This is a genomic window from Comamonas sp. C24C (genome assembly GCF_053345995.1).
In genome coordinates this window covers 98446-114350 of sequence record NZ_JBKFBC010000014.1, presented here as the reverse complement: position 1 = coordinate 114350, position 15905 = coordinate 98446, and the positions used below count along the sequence as shown (strand labels likewise).

At 63.3% G+C, this 15905-nt stretch carries 13 protein-coding genes; all 13 read right to left on the bottom strand.

Annotated features, from left to right (window positions below; translation table 11 throughout):
* Nucleotides 1-51: 51 nt before the first annotated feature.
* Entirely contained in the window at nucleotides 52-771 is a 720-nt protein-coding gene (locus tag ACLBXN_RS21970) for an RNA polymerase sigma factor FliA (protein WP_447613560.1), read from the bottom strand.
* Between the two features lie 5 nt (nucleotides 772-776).
* Nucleotides 777-1634 (bottom strand): hypothetical protein, encoded by an 858-nt coding sequence (locus ACLBXN_RS21965; protein ID WP_447613559.1) that lies wholly within the window; start codon nucleotides 1632-1634, stop codon nucleotides 777-779.
* Nucleotides 1627-3240 (bottom strand): flagellar biosynthesis protein FlhF, encoded by a 1614-nt coding sequence (gene flhF / locus ACLBXN_RS21960; RefSeq protein WP_447613558.1) that lies wholly within the window; start codon nucleotides 3238-3240, stop codon nucleotides 1627-1629. Before flhF ends, ACLBXN_RS21965 begins: the two co-directional genes overlap by 8 nt.
* Nucleotides 3237-5339: a flagellar biosynthesis protein FlhA gene (flhA, locus tag ACLBXN_RS21955; RefSeq protein WP_211459876.1), complete on the bottom strand. Its 2103-nt coding sequence runs from the start codon at nucleotides 5337-5339 to the stop codon at nucleotides 3237-3239. The genes flhF and flhA overlap by 4 nt, the downstream gene beginning before the upstream one ends.
* A complete protein-coding gene (locus ACLBXN_RS21950; RefSeq protein WP_447613557.1) occupies nucleotides 5339-6520 on the bottom strand; it encodes an EscU/YscU/HrcU family type III secretion system export apparatus switch protein in 1182 nt (393 codons plus the stop codon). Before ACLBXN_RS21950 ends, flhA begins: the two co-directional genes overlap by 1 nt.
* Before the next feature lie 184 nt (nucleotides 6521-6704).
* The gene (locus ACLBXN_RS21945; RefSeq protein ID WP_343679034.1) at nucleotides 6705-7973 is read right to left on the bottom strand and encodes an HDOD domain-containing protein; all 1269 of its coding nucleotides are present in this window, start codon (nucleotides 7971-7973) and stop codon (nucleotides 6705-6707) included.
* Nucleotides 7974-8028: 55 nt separating this feature from the next.
* On the bottom strand, nucleotides 8029-9243 hold the full coding sequence (flgL, locus tag ACLBXN_RS21940) for a flagellar hook-associated protein FlgL (protein ID WP_447613556.1): 1215 nt from the start codon (nucleotides 9241-9243) through the stop codon (nucleotides 8029-8031).
* A 23-nt stretch (nucleotides 9244-9266) separates the two neighbouring features.
* Nucleotides 9267-11213 (bottom strand): flagellar hook-associated protein FlgK, encoded by a 1947-nt coding sequence (gene flgK / locus ACLBXN_RS21935; protein WP_447613555.1) that lies wholly within the window; start codon nucleotides 11211-11213, stop codon nucleotides 9267-9269.
* Nucleotides 11210-12232, bottom strand: coding sequence for a flagellar assembly peptidoglycan hydrolase FlgJ (gene flgJ, locus ACLBXN_RS21930; protein WP_053281776.1), 1023 nt, complete (start codon nucleotides 12230-12232; stop codon nucleotides 11210-11212). The genes flgK and flgJ overlap by 4 nt, the downstream gene beginning before the upstream one ends.
* Nucleotides 12229-13377 carry a flagellar basal body P-ring protein FlgI gene (locus tag ACLBXN_RS21925; RefSeq protein ID WP_054073443.1) on the bottom strand — a complete coding sequence of 383 codons (1149 nt, stop codon included), beginning with the start codon at nucleotides 13375-13377 and terminating at the stop codon, nucleotides 12229-12231. The genes flgJ and ACLBXN_RS21925 overlap by 4 nt, the downstream gene beginning before the upstream one ends.
* A 20-nt stretch (nucleotides 13378-13397) precedes the next feature.
* Complete coding sequence (locus tag ACLBXN_RS21920) at nucleotides 13398-14105, bottom strand: flagellar basal body L-ring protein FlgH (RefSeq protein ID WP_211459866.1); 708 nt, start codon at nucleotides 14103-14105, stop codon at nucleotides 13398-13400.
* Between the two features lie 169 nt (nucleotides 14106-14274).
* Nucleotides 14275-15057 carry a flagellar basal-body rod protein FlgG gene (gene flgG, locus ACLBXN_RS21915; protein WP_003059201.1) on the bottom strand — a complete coding sequence of 261 codons (783 nt, stop codon included), beginning with the start codon at nucleotides 15055-15057 and terminating at the stop codon, nucleotides 14275-14277.
* An 18-nt stretch (nucleotides 15058-15075) separates the two neighbouring features.
* Nucleotides 15076-15816, bottom strand: a complete 741-nt coding sequence (locus ACLBXN_RS21910; protein ID WP_003059202.1) for a flagellar basal body rod protein FlgF — start codon at nucleotides 15814-15816, stop codon at nucleotides 15076-15078.
* Nucleotides 15817-15905 lie beyond the last annotated feature (89 nt).

Sequence of the window (15905 nt, the reverse complement as noted above, 5' to 3'; positions counted from 1 at the left end):
TCGGCTTTGTTTGTGATGAACGGCCCGCTCCTGGTGGACCGTTTCAGGTGATCAATGCGAGCGCATCTTGGTGCGCAGACGGGCGATGGCCTGGCTGTGCAGCTGGCAGACCCGCGATTCGGTCACGCCGAGCACGGCGGCGATTTCCTTGAGGTTCATGTCGTGCTCATAGTACATGCCCATCACATATTGCTCACGTTCCGGCAGGGCCTTGATGGCCTCGACCAATGCGGAGCGCATGCGCTGGTCACGCAGCAAGGCAAAGGGGTCGACACCGGAGTCAGCCACATGCCGCTCCAAATAGTCGTCGCCATCGTCGCCGTCACCGCCGCCTATGTCCTCGAGATAGACCAGTTGCGTGCCCCGCACCTTGCCCAGCAGGGACTGATAGTCGTCCAGGGCCATGCCCAGCTCGGCTGCGATTTCCGACTCCAGCGGAGGCCGACCCAGACGCTGCTCCAGCCGGTTGAGCGCCTGCTCGATTTCCTTCTGGCTTTTGCGCGAGCTACGGCTCATCCAGTCGCCTTCGCGCAGTTCGTCCAGCATGGCGCCACGGATGCGCTGGCTGGCGAAAGTGTCGAATTGCACGCCTTGCTCGCTCTCGAAGCGCGACAGCGCTTCGGCCAGACCGATCATGCCCACCTGGATCAAATCATCCAGCTCGACGTTCGGTGGCAGTTTGGCGATCATGTGCAAGGCAATTCGACGCACAAGCGGCACATGCTGACGAATCAGCGCGTCGCGGTCGAGTTGGCCTTTGGCGGTGTACATGGCAGTCAATGGCTCCAGACAAGAGATTCAGATGCAGCAGCCGTGGTGGGCTGGGCATGCATGGGCAGGATGCAGGCCGTCTTGAGCATGTGCAGCGTGAGCTGATGCAGATCGCTGGCCTGACGCCAGCGCAAGCGCATGAGCACCGGGGCGTCGCCCAGATGGCGCTGCGAACACTGTAGCAGTGCATTCAGGCGCTGCAGGCGTGTCTGAGCGTTTTGCTGGGCGGTCCGTGAACTGCTTTGCTTGCGGCTCCAGTCGTATTTCTGCGGACCATCAGCCGCGAGCGGTGCCTCCAGTGCAGCAATCGTGCACTCCACACCGGCAAACAAGGCCAGATGCTTGAGCTGACGGTAGCTTTCAATGAGGTGTTCGGAATCGGGCGGAACAACCAGCAGCGGCTGAAGGCCCTGGCCTTGCAGCAGCGGCGTCAGGGTCTCGCTGCTCGCATAGATGAGAACGGTGGTGTAGCCGCGCACATAGGCTTGCAGGGCTGTCAGCATGTCCAGCCCCATCTCGTCGGCAGAGGCCTTGAGCTGCTTGAGGCCCAGTCGCGCGGGCAGGCTGGCCACCGACAGGGCGTCGCCGACGCTTGCGCGAAGTCCCGCCTGAGCCTGCCAGGCATGCTGCGCCAGCAGTTGGGCAAGACCTGGCGTATGAAAGGATTCGGCCTGGCTGCCATCGAGCACCAGCACCTTCTGCCCCAAGCGCTGCAACTGGGCGCACAGCGGCCAGAGCACGGCCTGCTCGGCAGCCGCACCCGATGCGCTGTGCAGCACGGCGAGCACGCGCAAGCCGGCGGTGCTGGCATCGCTCACATGCAGAGCCATGCCCTGATGCAATGGCGAGCGACGCTCAAGCATAGGCAGCCTCTGCGCTGGTGGCGGACGAAGGGGTGAAGAAGAAGTCCAGATCCAGCGACTGCGGATCAAAGGCCGACTTGGCCGCCGAGCGCATGGAGGCCGAGACCAGCAGTTGCGCATTGGCGCGCTCGAAGTCTTCGGGCACGCGCTGGCCATTGGTCACGCCGCGCAGCTGGATCTGATGACGAATCAGCGTATCCACCGAGGGACCGACCTTCACGGCTTCATCGACCTTGGTGAGGATGGCGTGTTGCGACCCGCGCGCCTTGAAGGCCTGCATGACATCGTCCTGCGCATCGCCCTGAGCGGCCGCGTTGACAGCCAGCAGCTGCTGCACGCCTTCAATGGCCAGCACATCCATGATCTCGTCCTTGCGCGGATCACGCGGGGCCACGCCGGTCGTGTCGATCAGCACCATCTTCTTGCTTTGCAGCAAACCGAGCAGGTCCTGCAGCGCAGCCTTGTCATGGGCCTGATGGGCCACCATGCCCAGCATGCGGGCATAGGTGCGCAGTTGGTCATGGCCACCGATGCGATAGGTATCCAGCGTGATCAGACCCACGGATGCAGGACCGTGCTTGGCCGCGCACAGCGCCGCCAGCTTGGCCGTGGTGGTGGTCTTGCCCACGCCGGTCGCACCGACCAGGGCAAACACACCGCCCTGCTCGTAGATGGCAGGCTGGGCTGCATCGGTGCGCAGATTGCGCTCCAGCACCTGCATCAGCCAGCGCACGGCGTCGCCGGCGGAGAGCGTCTCGGGCAGCTTCTCGATCAGTGCACGTGCAAGTGCGGGCGAGTATCCGGCACGGATGAGCTTGTGCATCAGGCTGGACTGGATCGGGTTCTGACGCGTCTGGCCCAGCCAGGTAAGCGTGTTGAAGCGCTCCTCGATCAGATCCTTCATGGACTGCATCTCCTGCATGAAGTTCTGGGGGGCAGCGACGGGCGCAGGTCTGGCGCTTTCCTTGAGCTGAATCTTCTCGGGGCGCAGAGGATTATGGCGAACCACCGCAGCGCTAGCCGTCTGAGACTTGGCTGCCATGGCGGGGCGCTCGTTGTTGCGCTCCTGCACGCGCTGGGCAAAAGTGGGCAGTGCTTCGCTGCTGTCCAGCGAGGACTCATGGCGACGGCGCAGCATGCGTTCACGCACATAGTCCTGGAAAGTCAGCGTGCTCATGGACAGCTGTTCCACATCGTCCTGCACGGAATGCTGGGCCAGCTCATTGATGGCCTTGACCGGCTTGGCCTGAATCTGCATTTCGCGGGCCTGCTCTTCCTTGGCCGTCTGGCGCGCCTGCACATGCTCCAGCGTACTCATGGCTTCGCCGCCCTGGCTGCGCCTGGCAGCAGCGGGAGCCAGAGGCGAGTGTTCCTTGCGCAGGCTCATGCCTTCGTCGCTTGCGCGGCGCTCCAGCGCTTTTTGCAGGGGCGAGCCGGTCTGCATGCCGGCATCCATGTCCTGAAGGGTCTCTTCGGCCGTGGCCATGACTTCCACTCCGTCCGGCGTCTGGCGGTTGGAGAGAATCAGGGTGCCGTCGCCAAAAACCATGCGCGCCTTGGCCAGGGCCTCGCGGGCAGTCGGGGCGTAAAAGCGTTTGATATTCATGCGGTTGCACCTTTAAGAATCGGGCCGATGCGGATGGTGTGCGTCTCGGGAATCTCGCTGTGCGCGAGCACCTGCAGACGCGGCGCCACACGGCGCAGCAGCTTGGCAAGAGAGTTGCGGATGACGTCCGGCACCAGCAGGCAGGCGGGCAGGCCCAGCTCTTCCTGTTGGTTGGCCACGTCGACCGCTTTTTGTGTGAGGATTTCAGCCACGCCGGGGTCCAGCGATGGCGCATTGGGGTTCGACAGTGCCTGCACCAGCAGACGCTCCAGGCCGGGCTCGATGGCAATCACGTTGAGCTCGCGGGTTGGACCGTAGATCTGCTGCACGATGGCAGGCGACAGCGCAATGCGCACGCGACGCGCCAGCTCCACCGGATCGGCCGTCTGCGTGGCGTTTTCGGCCAGCGTTTCGATGATGGTGCGGATATCACGAATGTGCACAGAGTCCTCCAGCAGCAGCTGGAGCACTTTCTGGAACGTTGTGATGGGCACCATTTTCGGGATGACTTCTTCGATGAGTTTGGGGGCCAGCTTGGCCACATGGTCAACGAGCTGCTGCGTCTCGGTACGAGACAACAGCTTGGCCGCGTGCACTTGCATCAAGTGTGACAAATGCGTCGCCATCACGGTTTCCGAATCAACGACGGTAAAACCGGCCATTTGTGCCGCTTCCTTCTGCCGCTCGTCAATCCAGTGCGCGGGCAGGCCGAAGGCCGGATCGGTCGTTGCCGTGCCGATCAGCGGCGTGGTGATGCCGCCGGGGTTGATGGCCAGGAACATGCCGGGGAAGGCTTCGCCCTCACCCACCATGACGCCGCGCAGCGTCATGCGATAGGCGCTGGGCTTGAGCTCAAGGTTGTCGCGCACATGCACGGCCGGCGGCAGAAAGCCCACCTCCTGCGCAAACTTGCGGCGCACGCCCTTGATACGCGTCAGCAGGTCGCCCTGACGACTCTTGTCCACCAGGGCAATCAGGCGGTAGCCCAGCTCCAGGCCCAGCAGATCCACGGGTTGCAGATCGTCCCAGCTCGCTTCGCCGTCACCCTGCACAGCCTGCTGCTGGGGCGCCGCGGCGCTGCTTTCTTCTGCGACGCGGGCTTTCTCACGCTTGTCCAGCATCCAGGCCCCCCAGCCCAGCAAGGCCCCCATGCTGATGAACACCAGATGCGGCATGCCGGGAATCAGGCCCAGCAGGATCATCACGCCGGCCGTAATGCCCAGCACCTTGGGCGACATGAACAGCTGCTGCACGATCTGGCGGCCCATATCGGATTCCTTGCCCACGCGCGAGATCACCATAGCCGATGCCACCGAGATCAGCAGACCCGGAATCTGCGCCACCAGCGCATCGCCTACGGCCAACAGGATGTAGCTGTCGGCCGCCTGGCCCGCGGTCAGGCCGTGCTGGGCCATGCCGATGATCAGGCCGCCGATGACGTTGATCACCAAAATCAGGATGCCGGCAATCGCGTCGCCGCGCACAAACTTGCTGGCACCGTCCATGGAGCCGAAGAAATTGGCTTCCTCGCCCACTTCGGCACGGCGGCGCTTGGCTTCCTTCTCGTCGATCAGGCCGGCGTTCAGATCGGCGTCCACGGCCATCTGCTTGCCGGGCATCGCGTCCAGTGTGAAGCGGGCCGAGACTTCGGCAATACGCTCTGCACCCTTGGTAATCACCACGAAGTTGATGACCACCAGAATGCTGAACACGATCAGACCCACGGCAAAGTTGCCGCCGATCAGGAAGTGGCCGAAAGCCTCGATCACCGCGCCCGCAGCGCCGGGGCCGGTGTGGCCCTCCATCAGCACCACGCGCGTCGACGCCACGTTGAGCGACAGGCGCATCAGCGTGGTCAGTAGCAGCACCGAAGGGAAAGCCGCGAAATCCAGCGGCTTGATCATGTAGGCCGCCACCATCATCACCATCAGCGCCACGGCAATGTTGAGTGTGAAGAAGGTGTCCAGCAGCCAGGGCGGCACAGGCAGCACCATCAGGCCCAGAATGGCCACCACCAGAATGGGAGCAGTCATCCCTTGCAGGGCACCGGCATTGGAGCCAGACCACTTCTGGAGCAGTTGCAGACGATTCGACGACATCACAGATTACCTTCTTGCTGCGCAGCAGCATCGACCGCCGCAGGCGGGGTGCGACCACGGTGCGGATCCAGCTCCACGGGCACGGGGGGCTCGCCCAGGGCATCGGGCATGGGCCCTTGGCCGCTCAGTGCAGCCTTGAGACGATAGACATAGGCCAGCACCTGGGCCACGGCCGTGTAGAGCGCGGCGGGGATGGCCTGATCCAGATCGGCATGGGCATAGAGAGCGCGCGCCAGCATAGGCGACTCCAGCACCGGAATCTGATGCGCGCCCGCGATTTCGCGAATCTTGAGCGCCACCAGATCCGTGCCCTTGGCGATCACCTGGGGCGCTGCCATGGTGGCGTCGTCATAACGCAGCGCCACGGCATAGTGGGTAGGGTTGGTGACCACAAAGTCGGCTCTAGGCACGGCCGAGACGCTGGCCCGGTCGGCGATCTCACGCTGCTTCTGGCGAATCTTGCCCTTGAGCTGCGGGTTGCCTTCGGACTCCTTGTGCTCCTGCTTGACTTCCTCATGACTCATCTTGAGGCGCGACTTGAAGAGAAAAGCCTGTAGTGGCACGTCGATCAGGGCCACCAGCAACACCACGATCAACAGCAGGGTGACGCCCGTGGTCAGCCAGGAACCCACCATGGCGAGTGCCATGGGCGATGGCTGGGCCGAAACCGATGCAATCTCGGCAATATTGGCACTCATGTACTTCCAGGCCACGAAGCTCAGCACGATGGTCAGGAACACCATCTTGACCACCGTGGTCAGTTGCTGCTTGGAGAACAGATTCTTGAGGCCAGACAAGGGGTTGAGCTTGCCAAAGCGCGGCTGAATGGGCTTGAAGCTGAAGATCCAGCCACCTGCCGCGACGCCGGACAACACCGAGGCCGTGGTGGTCACCAGCGCAAAGATCACGGAAATTCCAAGACCCAGCATCAGCATGGACTGAAAGCGCTCCAGCATCAGCGCCGGGGTCTTGGCTGCCGCGGCATTGAACACCAGTTGCTGGGCCATGGCCTCGCGCAGGTGATTCATCATGGGCTGGGTGCCCATCAGCACCAGCAAAGCGCCCGTGCCCAGAATTGCCAGGTGCGACAGATCGCGCGAGCGCGCACCCTGGCCGTCTTCACGCGTCTTCTGCAGCTTGCGTTCGGTGGCGGGCAGGTTTTTGTCTTGGGATTCGGACATGGCGCACGGACGGATTGGATGTCCCAATTGTCCGAATCCGGCGCCCCTGCAATGCGTGGATAAGCGGCAGCCAAGCCCTGCTTATGCACGACTCTGCCCCACAGCATAGCCATCAATTTGATAGCTACCATACACCATCTGCAATGGGATAGAGCCTGCTTTCAGTGAATTTTCATCCAGGCACTCAGGTCTGAGCCTGGGGCATGCCCAGCCTGAGTTCACTGAGCATGCGCAGCAGCATCCGGTTGAGGTCCTCGGCCTCCCACTCTTCCTGCTCGCGCAACTGCCGGATGGGCGCAGGGTCGCGGCTCTCCAAGGCCTGGCTCATCTGCAGCACGGCAGCATAGGGACCGGTGCGCGTGACGATGGCATCGAAGATGCGCTCGTTCAGCGGTGTGCGTCGCAAGATGGTAGCAACCGGCTCATGCAGCAGCAGATCCAGCTGCGAGAACAGGCTGCACAGATACATCTCGCGCTGCAGATCCAGGCTCACCCCGGCCTCGATCAGTTGCTCGGCCAGCCTGGCGCGCAGCACGACCTGGGTGCGCAGAGGCACCAGGTCCTGTTCGGTGCATGCATGGGGCAGCTGGTCGGCCAGCCAGCGCTCCAGCGTGCCAAGCCCCAGCATCACCAGCCCGCGGCGCAGCGAGTCCACGCCGCGGCGCAGGCCCAGCGCGGCCGAGTTGGTATAGAGCAGAAAGCGATAGGCCAGCACCGGGTCCGAACCCAGTATCTCTTCCATCACATCCAGGGACTGTTCCTTGTCGATGGCCTTCATGAGCCTGAAGAGCGCATCGCGCGAGGGCTGGGGCTGCTGCAGCCGAAAAGCCTGCATGGTGTCTGCCACGGGCCAGCCGGCCACGGCGGCCGCCTCGTGCTCGTCGAGACAGGATCGCGCCAGCTCCAGGCTCTGCAGACTCTGGTACATCTGGCCGTCCAGCAGATTCAGGGGCTGGGTGGCAAAAAATCCCGAAGCGGCCTCCTTGTCTGCATCCTTTGTCTGCTGGCTTGGGCGCACCACATTGGGAAGTCCCGCAGCTCCTTCTGGCGGCAGGCTCAGCAGGCTGCTGGCAAAGCAGCGCGCTGCATCGGCATCGGGCACATCGGCCAGCGATCCTCCCCAGACCAGCATCAGCCCGCGCGCCTTGGCCTTCTGCACCAGCTCGTAAATACCTTCATCCTGCTGCAGCCAGTCGCCACGCACCTCGATCCAGGGGCTACCCTGAGGTGCATGTTCGAGAAGATTGCACAGAACCTGGCGGGACTGTGGCGATATCAGCAGCGGCGGCGCCTGACGACTCCAGATCTCGTCCACGGTACGCAGAAAATGCGCCATGTCGGCAGAGCTGCCAGAGTCCTCATGCACATAAAGCTGAATTCCTGCCAGGCGTCGCGTACGTCCCCAGAGCGGTCGATAACCAAGAGTCAAAGAGCTGAGGGCAGACTGGGTCATGGAGGATTTGGACAGATGAACGACGAGACATCAAGACGGGCAGAGCCCGCGAAAATCAGCCGATGTAGTTAAACAGCGAAAGCTTCTGCATCTGCGCATAAGATTGCAGGGCGGCCTGCAAGCCCACCTTCTGCGTCTCCACCTGCGACAGCGCCGTGATCATATCGATATCTTCGGCACGCGAACGGGCTCCTTCCTGCGTCAGCGCCTGATCCTTCATGTTGGACTCCAGGCTGTCTGCGCGATTGAGCTGGTCGCCAGCATAGCTGCGCATGGCCTGCACCCGGTTCATGCCCGAGTCCAGTTCGCCTAGGGCGCGCCCCAGGCCCTGCTGCAATGCGGTCGATCCCGTCGTGCCGCCCTTGACCGTGGCAATGGCCTGATCGAGCACGCTGAAAATATCGGTGCGTGTACTCGGAGACATGGTGAAGCTGTCGCCGTCAGCCGGAGTTCCCTTGACGCTGATCTGCTGGCCACCGACGGTAATCGCTTGCCCTTCCTTGTAAGGTGTGGCTGTAACCACGGGATTGGTCGCCGTGGCAGAGCTGGAGTTGATCTCGTAGCTAATCTCGCCACTGCTCGGATCCTTGGTGAACACCAGGGTATAGCTATCGCCAGTGACCTGGCTCGGGTCGGTGACCGATCCCAGATCCGCCCAGGCCTTGCCGGAGTTGGAGGCCGCGCCATTGACCACAAACACCCCGTTGCCGGTAGGCACGTTCAGCCAGGCTGCATGGCCATCCAGCGAGATGGGCAAGCCGTTGTCGCTGCCGGTGTTCTGGCCCGGGTTGAGCTGGCTGCTCGATCCCGGAGGTGTGCTTTGCAACGGCGTGTCAGGGCTGCCTAGCCCACGAAAAATGGGCAGGCCGTTGGAATCCTTGGCGTTGGCATAGCCGAGAATCTGATCACGCAGGCTCTGCATCTGCTGGACCAGCGCATCGCGCGCCACCTGGTCGTACGAGCCGTTGCCGGCCTGCAGCAGAAGATCGCGAAAATCCAGCAGAGCATCGTGAGCCTTGCCCAGCTCGGACTCACCCTGGGCAATCACATCGCGCTGGGCGCCGAGCACGCGCTGGTCATTTTCAGAGCGACTGATGCGGGTACGTGCACGCTCGGCCTGGGCCGCGGCCACGGGATCGTCGCTGGCGCGCAGCACCCGCTTGCCCGCCGTGGTCTTCTCCATCAGGTCCACCAGACTGCTCTGACGCGAGCCCAAGTTGTTGATGGTGCTGTCATACATATTGGCCGTGCCAATGCGGTTGATGCTCATGCCTGTTCTCCGGCTGTAGGGGGTTAACGGCCAACGGCCTGGATCACGCTGTCAAAAATTCCCTGGGCTACCTGCAGCATCTTGGCTGACGCTTGGTAGGACTGCTGGTACTGCAGCAGCTTGGCCGCTTCCTCGTCCAAATTCACACCGGACATGGCGGTGCGATCGCCTTCCAGATTCTTGGCAATCGATTCGGACAGCTTGGCCGCATAGGCCGCGCTTTGCGTGCGCGTGCCAATCTGCGCCATGGCGGTGGAAAAACCGTCGCTGAGCGTGGTCGCGCCATCGAAGATCACGGCGTCGCGAAGCGACAGAAAGGAGCTGGCATTGCCCGTGTCCGAGCTGTAGAAGCTGTTGGGGCCGAAGCTCACGGTATCGCTGGTGGCGCCATCCACCGCAGGCGTTCCGGTGAGAGTAACCTTGAGCCCCGGAGCCAGCTCGATCGCCTGCCCGGAGATATAGGCGCCTGTCGCAGCCACGCCGCTGGGGGTCGGAGTGATGGTATAGGTCATCCCGCCAGCCCCATCGGGTGCGAAGGACAGGGTTGTGCCCGCCGGGAAGGTAGAGGCATCAAAGCCTTTCTCCACCTTCAGGCTGGACATGCGGACGGCGGCATCGCCCAGCGAGTTGATCTTGGCCGACACCGGATTGGCCACCGCCAGATCGTTGCCGGAATGCACCATGGTCTGAATATCGTGCGCCGCCGATGCCACAGGACTGAACAGCACGGACTGGCCGGCCTGACCATCGTTATTGAGATCAAACTGCAGACCGTCAATCGTCATGCCACGCAGATCCGTCAGATCGTTGAAGGCCGTGGTCTGGCCATCCGACAGACGCACTACCTTGCCCTTGGGCGCATCGTTGCCAAAGACGATCTTGTAATCCGAAGCCTTGAGCGCGCTCGAGTCCTTGACCGTGACCGTGGGCGTATCGGGCTGTACCCATTGAGCCCCCGTGGTGGAGCCCGTGGTCGTCATCGGAATATTGAACAGCGCCCCGCCCTTCTGCCCCGACAAGGTCAGGCCCAGCTGGTTCTGCGTATTGAGCGTATCGCCGATCGAGATCACCATGCGCCCCAGCAGGTTGCGCCCCTCGCTCAGGTCGTTGTTCTGAAACTGCAGCAGACCGGCAATCTCGCCGCCACCAGCCATGGCCGGAGTCAGCTCCACAGGCTGCCCGCCCTGCTGCTGGAAATACAGGCTCATCTTGCCGCTGCCGGGGTACTGCGTGGACTCCTGCAGGCTGAGCTTGGCCGCGCTCTGCCCCAGTACCAGTGGCTGGCTGCCGCCCACGAACAGGCTGATGGAACCATCGCCAGCGTCGACCTGCGAGGTCTGCACGTATTTGTTGATGTCGCGCACCAGTTGGTCGCGCTGATCAAGCAAGTCATTGGGCGTGTGGCCCGTGGCGATGGCGCTGCTGATCTGGCCATTGAGCGCCGCCACCTGTTCGGACAGGCTGTTGACCACATTCACGTCATTGCTCATCTGCTGACGCGTGCTGTAGTCCATCTCGTCGAGCTGGGCCGAAGCCGAACGGAAGCGCGCAGCCAGTTCGCTCATGCGCGTCAGCACCACCTGACGTGCCGAAGAGTCGGTAGGAGCGCTGCTCACATCGGCAAACGCATTCATCATGTCGTTGATGGCCGCGCCCAGACCGTTGGTTCCGCCGGAGAACACCTCCTGCAGCTGATTGAGCGAGTTCGAACGCGCGGAGTCTGCGGCACTGGCGGCGGTGGCCGCAGTAGCCTGGCGGTTGAGCAGCTCGCTGAAGTTGCGCAGGATGGTCGCCACATCGGCGCCGTTGCCGATATAGCCGTTGCCGATGTTCTGACCCGCCGAGGTCTGGAAGGCCACGCTCTGGCGTGAGTAGCCCGCGGTGTTGACGTTGGCGATGTTGTGCCCTGTGGTTTGCAGGGCGATCTGGTTGGCCATCAGGGCGCGTGCGCCCACGTTCAGAAGACTCATGACTGGTTCTCGGTGATCTTGTTGATCTGGGCGGCACGGGCGCTGGCGCCCAGACGGCTTGCGACGTTGGTGCTGCCGGCGTTGGCGACTGTGACCTGGGCCACGCTCTGGATGGCGCGACTGAGCTTTTGCGCATAGGCCGGATCGGTGGCGTAGCCGGCCTTTTGCAGCTCGCTGGCATAGGCCTGGGCAGAACCGGTCTGGGCCATGGCTTTTTCGTAGCGCGGATTGCTGCCGATTAGGCGTGCGTAGTCGCGGAAGGACTCCTCGTAGGAGTCATAGGCGCGGAACTTGGCCGTCACCTTCTTGGGCGCGCCATTGATGTATTCGGTGGTCGTGACTTCGGCAACCTTGCCCGTCCAGCTGCCGCCGGCCTTGATGCCGAACAGGTTGAACGAGTTGCTGCCGTCCTTGTTGCGGATCTCGCTCCTGCCCCAGCCCGTCTCATGCCCGGCCTGGCCGATCATGTAGTGGGCCGGGATGCCGCTCTCGCTGGCCACGCGCTGGGCCGCACCGGTGTGCGCCGTGACGAAGTTGTCGCGTCCCTTGGGAGCCGGTGCATAGGCATTGATCGTCTGCGCAGCCTGGCTGCGGCTGCCGCTCCAGGCGCCGTTGCTGCCCACATTGCGCCAGGCATTGCGGCTCAGGCTCAAGGTGGAAGGCACGGCAATTTCAGCATCCTCGGCGGCGTCGACTCCCATGCTGCGTGCCAGCTGCTTGCTGATGGCATCGGTGAGACCGCCGGGCTGTCCCGCCATGGCCACCGAAAGTTGTTGATCCAGCAGGTCGGTGCTGAGATTGCCCTGCGCGCTGTCGAGCAGGCCGGACTTCATGGTCGCCTCGCGCATGCTCTTGATCATCTCGCGCATGAACAGCGATTCGAGCTGCTTGGCAGTCTCGCGCGCAGCCTGCGGGCTGTTCTCGCCGGCCGCCGTCTTGAGCGCATTGAGCGAACGTGCATCGACAGCTAGCGCATTGCTGGCCGCCAGCGATGAAGAATGGGGCAATGACGTGCTCATATCACCTCCAGCTCGGCGTCCATGGCGCCCGCGGCCTTGATGGCCTGCAGGATGGCCAGCAGGTCCTGCGGCGTGGCGCCCAGTGAATTCAGCGCCCGCACCACATCGGTGAGCTGGGGCGAATTGGGCATGTTGATGACCTTGCCGGGCTCCTGCTTGACCTGGATATCGGACTTCTGCGCCACCACGGTCTGTCCCTGCGAGAACGGTGCGGGCTGGCTGATGACCGGCGTGGTGCTGATGGTGATGGACAGGTTGCCGTGCGCAATCGCGCAGGGGCCCAGGGTCACCGCCTGATTGAGCACGATGGAGCCGGTGCGGGCATTGATGACCACCTTGGCCGCCGGTTTGGAGGTCTCGATGGGCATCTCCTGAATCTCGGCAATCATGCGAACGCGCGAGCCCGGGTCGATGGGTGCATTGACCTGCACCGTGCGCCCGTCCAGTGCCATGGCCGTACCTGCACCCATGCGCTGGTTGATGGCGCGCACCATCTTGTCGGCAGTCTGGAAGTCGGTCTGATTCAGGCCCAGCGTGATCGTGTTGCCCTGGTTGACGGGGGTGGGCACGGCACGCTCCACCTGCGCGCCCTGCGGCACGCGGCCCGCGTTCAGGTGATTGACCTGCACCTTGGAGCCGCCGGCCGCAGCCCCGGCTCCACCAACCACCACATTTCCCTGGGCCAGCGCGTAGATCTCTCCGTCCGCGCCGCGCAGCGGTGTCGCCACCAGCGTGCCGCCCTTGAGCGACTTGGCGTTGCCCATGGAGGAGACATTGATGTCGATGGCCTGGCCGGGCTGTGCGAAGGCTGGCAGCTCGGCCGTGATGATCACCGCCGCCACGTTCTTGAGCTGCAGCTGGGCCGCATTGCCCGAGGCCGGCAGGGCGATGCCCATCTGCTCCAGGTAATTGGCCAGCGCCTGCTTGGTGTAGGGCATCTGCGTGGTCTGGTCGCCCGTGCCGTCGAGGCCGACCACCAGACCGTAGCCTGTCAACTGGTTGCTGCGCACGCCCTGGATGGCGGCAACCTCCTTGATGCGTGTGGCATGCGCAGGCAGGGTGAGCCCGCTGGCGCCGAGGGCTGCGACCACCAGCAAGGCGGTGTGCGCAGGGCGCAGTGACAGGAGCGTGGACAGTACTTTCATACTGCCCATTCTCGGAAGAATCAGAACGGCATAACGTTCAAAAAGAACCGGGACAACCAGCCAATTGACTGGGCTTCACCGGCCTGGCCACGGCTGCGCGATTCGACGCGCAGATTGGCCACCTGAGTCGATGCCACGGTGCTGCCCGGACGCAGCGAACGCGGGTCCACCGTGCCCGTGAAACGCAGCACATCGACGTTGTGGTTCACGCCGATCTGCTTCTCGCCGGCAATCACCAGATGGCCGTTGGGCAGCACATCGACCACGGTGGTGGCAATAGAGCCTGTGAAGGTATTGTTGCTGGTGGTGGCGCCCGAGCCCTTGAAGTCGTTCTTGCTCTCGGCCCCCAGGGTGAGCGCATCGGCCACCGTCTTCTCGGCGCCGCCCCTGAGCAGCGGCAGCGAGGTGATGCCCGTGCTCAGCTCGTTGGCTCGCCCGACCTTGGAATCCGTGCTCTGGCTGGCCGAAACGCGCTCCACGATCTGCACCGTCACCGAGTCGCCCACCATGCGGGCGCGCTGATCCTCGAACATGGGGCGGTAGCGACTGGCATTGAACAGGCTGCCGGTGGGATTCTGGGCCGTCTGCTCGCGCGGCTGCAGCACGGGAGGCGCCGTCGAGGGCATGTCCACCGGCGGCGGCGGATTGAGCGTGACGCAGCCCGAAACCAGCAGGGCCGCAGTGAGGGCACAGACCGTCGGGCAATGGGAAACAATGGCTTTGAACATGGCGGCAAGTCCTTGGCAGTCAGGCGCTTCGCCCCTTGTGCCCTGCGTGCGCAATGCACGCTATTGAAATCAGAGCTTTTAGCGCTTACCCTGAATGGAAATCAGCATCAAATTAACCTGAAAACCATATACATCAAGCGCAAGCTGCTCCTCAATACATGGTGATCAATCAGAGCTGTGCCAGCTTGGCCAGCATCTGGTCGGAAGTCTGGATCGCCTTGGAATTCATTTCGTAGGCGCGCTGGGTCTGGATCATGGTCACCAGCTCCTGAACCACGTTCACGTTCGAGGCTTCCAGATAGCCCTGCTGAATCGTGCCCAGGCCGTTGGTGCCGGGCGTGCCCTGCTGGGGCTGTCCCGAGGAGGCGGTCTCGACGTAGAGGTTCTGGCCGCGCGGCTCCAGGCCTGCGGCATTGATGAACTGGCTCATCGCGATATTGCCCACCTGCTGCGGCGCAGCCTGGCCGGGCATGGTGACGCTGACCACGCCGTCATGGCTGATGGACACCTTGGTCGCGCCTTGAGGGATGGTGATGCCGTTGGCCACGGGCAGGCCGCTGGACGTTACCAGCTGACCCTGGGAATCGACCTCGAACGAGCCGTCGCGGGTATAGGCAATCGTGCCGTCGGGCATGTTGACTTCAAAGAAGCCGTTGCCGTTGATCGCCACATCCAGCGCATTGCTCGACTGCTGCAGGCTGCCCTGCAGAAAGTTGCGGCTGGTGGCCACGGTGCGCACGCCCAGGCCCAGATGCAAGCCTGTGGGCAGCTGGTTCTGCTCGGTGGTCTGCGAACCCGACTGGCGCAGGTTCTGATAAATCAGATCCTCGAAGACCGCATTCGCGCGCTTGTAGCCCGTGGTGGAGACGTTGGCCAGATTGTGCGAGATCACGTCCAGCTGCGTCTGCTGGGCTTCCATGCCGGTCTTGGCAATGAACAGCGAATTGATCATGACGTATTCCTTTGGCTATCAGCCGTTCATGCTCAGCAGCTGGCTGGCGGATTTATCGTTGGTTTCTGCGGTCTGCAGCAGCTTCATCTGCTGCTCGAACTGGCGCGAGGCGGCGATCATGCCGACCATGGTTTCGACGGAGTTCACGTTCGAGCCTTCGATCGAGCCCGACAGCAGGCGTGCCGTCTCGTCGTTGGGCAGCGCATCGCCCTGGGCCGCGCGAAAAAAGCCGTCATCGCCGCGCACCAGCGGCTCGTCGACGGGCGGCGTGACCAGCTTGACTCGGCCCACGGCCACAGGCAACTGGTTGCCCATCTTGGCAGTCAGCGTGCCGTCTGAGCCCAGGGAGATCGTGGACTCGGGCGGGATATCGATGGGCGCACCGCCGTCGGAGAGCACGGCCTGGCCGTTGCTGTTGACCAGTTGCCCTTCGGGCGAGATCTCGAACACGCCGTTGCGCGTGTAGGCTTCCTGGCCATCGAGCCCCTGCACGGCAAACCAGGCGCGACCCATGGCCATGGCATCCAGCGCGCGGCCGGTGCGTTGGGCCGGGCCGGGAGTGTCCTGATAGCCGGAGGTGGCCTCCAGCGCAAACACGCGCGTGCCGGCTCCCGTGCCCTGCAGCGGCACCGAGCGGAAGGTGGACATCTCGGCGCGAAAGCCGTTGGTGCCGGCATTGGCCAGATTGTGGGCCAGCACGGCCTGACGCTGGGCAGCCGCATTGGCCCCCGTCATCGACGTATAAATTATTCTGTCCATGCTGACCTTTCTTGCGTCAAATCACTCGCTTTTTCCGCCTCCCCCGGATGCCGGCGCTCAGCCAGCGCGTCCGGGGTGAGGCCCAAAGC

What these genes read in the sequence shown, in the direction of transcription:
- ACLBXN_RS21950 (WP_447613557.1), bottom strand. Translation starts at nt 6,520, where the DNA reads ATGTCCGAATCCCAAGACAAAAACCTGCCCGCCACCGAACGCAAGCTG.
- flgG (WP_003059201.1), bottom strand. Translation starts at nt 15,057, where the DNA reads ATGATCAATTCGCTGTTCATTGCCAAGACCGGCATGGAAGCCCAGCAG.
- flgL (WP_447613556.1), bottom strand. Translation starts at nt 9,243, where the DNA reads ATGAGCATCAACCGCATTGGCACGGCCAATATGTATGACAGCACCATC.
- ACLBXN_RS21925 (WP_054073443.1), bottom strand. Translation starts at nt 13,377, where the DNA reads ATGAAAGTACTGTCCACGCTCCTGTCACTGCGCCCTGCGCACACCGCC.
- flgJ (WP_053281776.1), bottom strand. Translation starts at nt 12,232, where the DNA reads ATGAGCACGTCATTGCCCCATTCTTCATCGCTGGCGGCCAGCAATGCG.
- flhA (WP_211459876.1), bottom strand. Translation starts at nt 5,339, where the DNA reads ATGTCGTCGAATCGTCTGCAACTGCTCCAGAAGTGGTCTGGCTCCAAT.
- ACLBXN_RS21965 (WP_447613559.1), bottom strand. Translation starts at nt 1,634, where the DNA reads ATGCTTGAGCGTCGCTCGCCATTGCATCAGGGCATGGCTCTGCATGTG.
- flgK (WP_447613555.1), bottom strand. Translation starts at nt 11,213, where the DNA reads ATGAGTCTTCTGAACGTGGGCGCACGCGCCCTGATGGCCAACCAGATC.
- ACLBXN_RS21920 (WP_211459866.1), bottom strand. Translation starts at nt 14,105, where the DNA reads ATGTTCAAAGCCATTGTTTCCCATTGCCCGACGGTCTGTGCCCTCACT.
- ACLBXN_RS21970 (WP_447613560.1), bottom strand. Translation starts at nt 771, where the DNA reads ATGTACACCGCCAAAGGCCAACTCGACCGCGACGCGCTGATTCGTCAG.
- ACLBXN_RS21910 (WP_003059202.1), bottom strand. Translation starts at nt 15,816, where the DNA reads ATGGACAGAATAATTTATACGTCGATGACGGGGGCCAATGCGGCTGCC.
- flhF (WP_447613558.1), bottom strand. Translation starts at nt 3,240, where the DNA reads ATGAATATCAAACGCTTTTACGCCCCGACTGCCCGCGAGGCCCTGGCC.
- ACLBXN_RS21945 (WP_343679034.1), bottom strand. Translation starts at nt 7,973, where the DNA reads ATGACCCAGTCTGCCCTCAGCTCTTTGACTCTTGGTTATCGACCGCTC.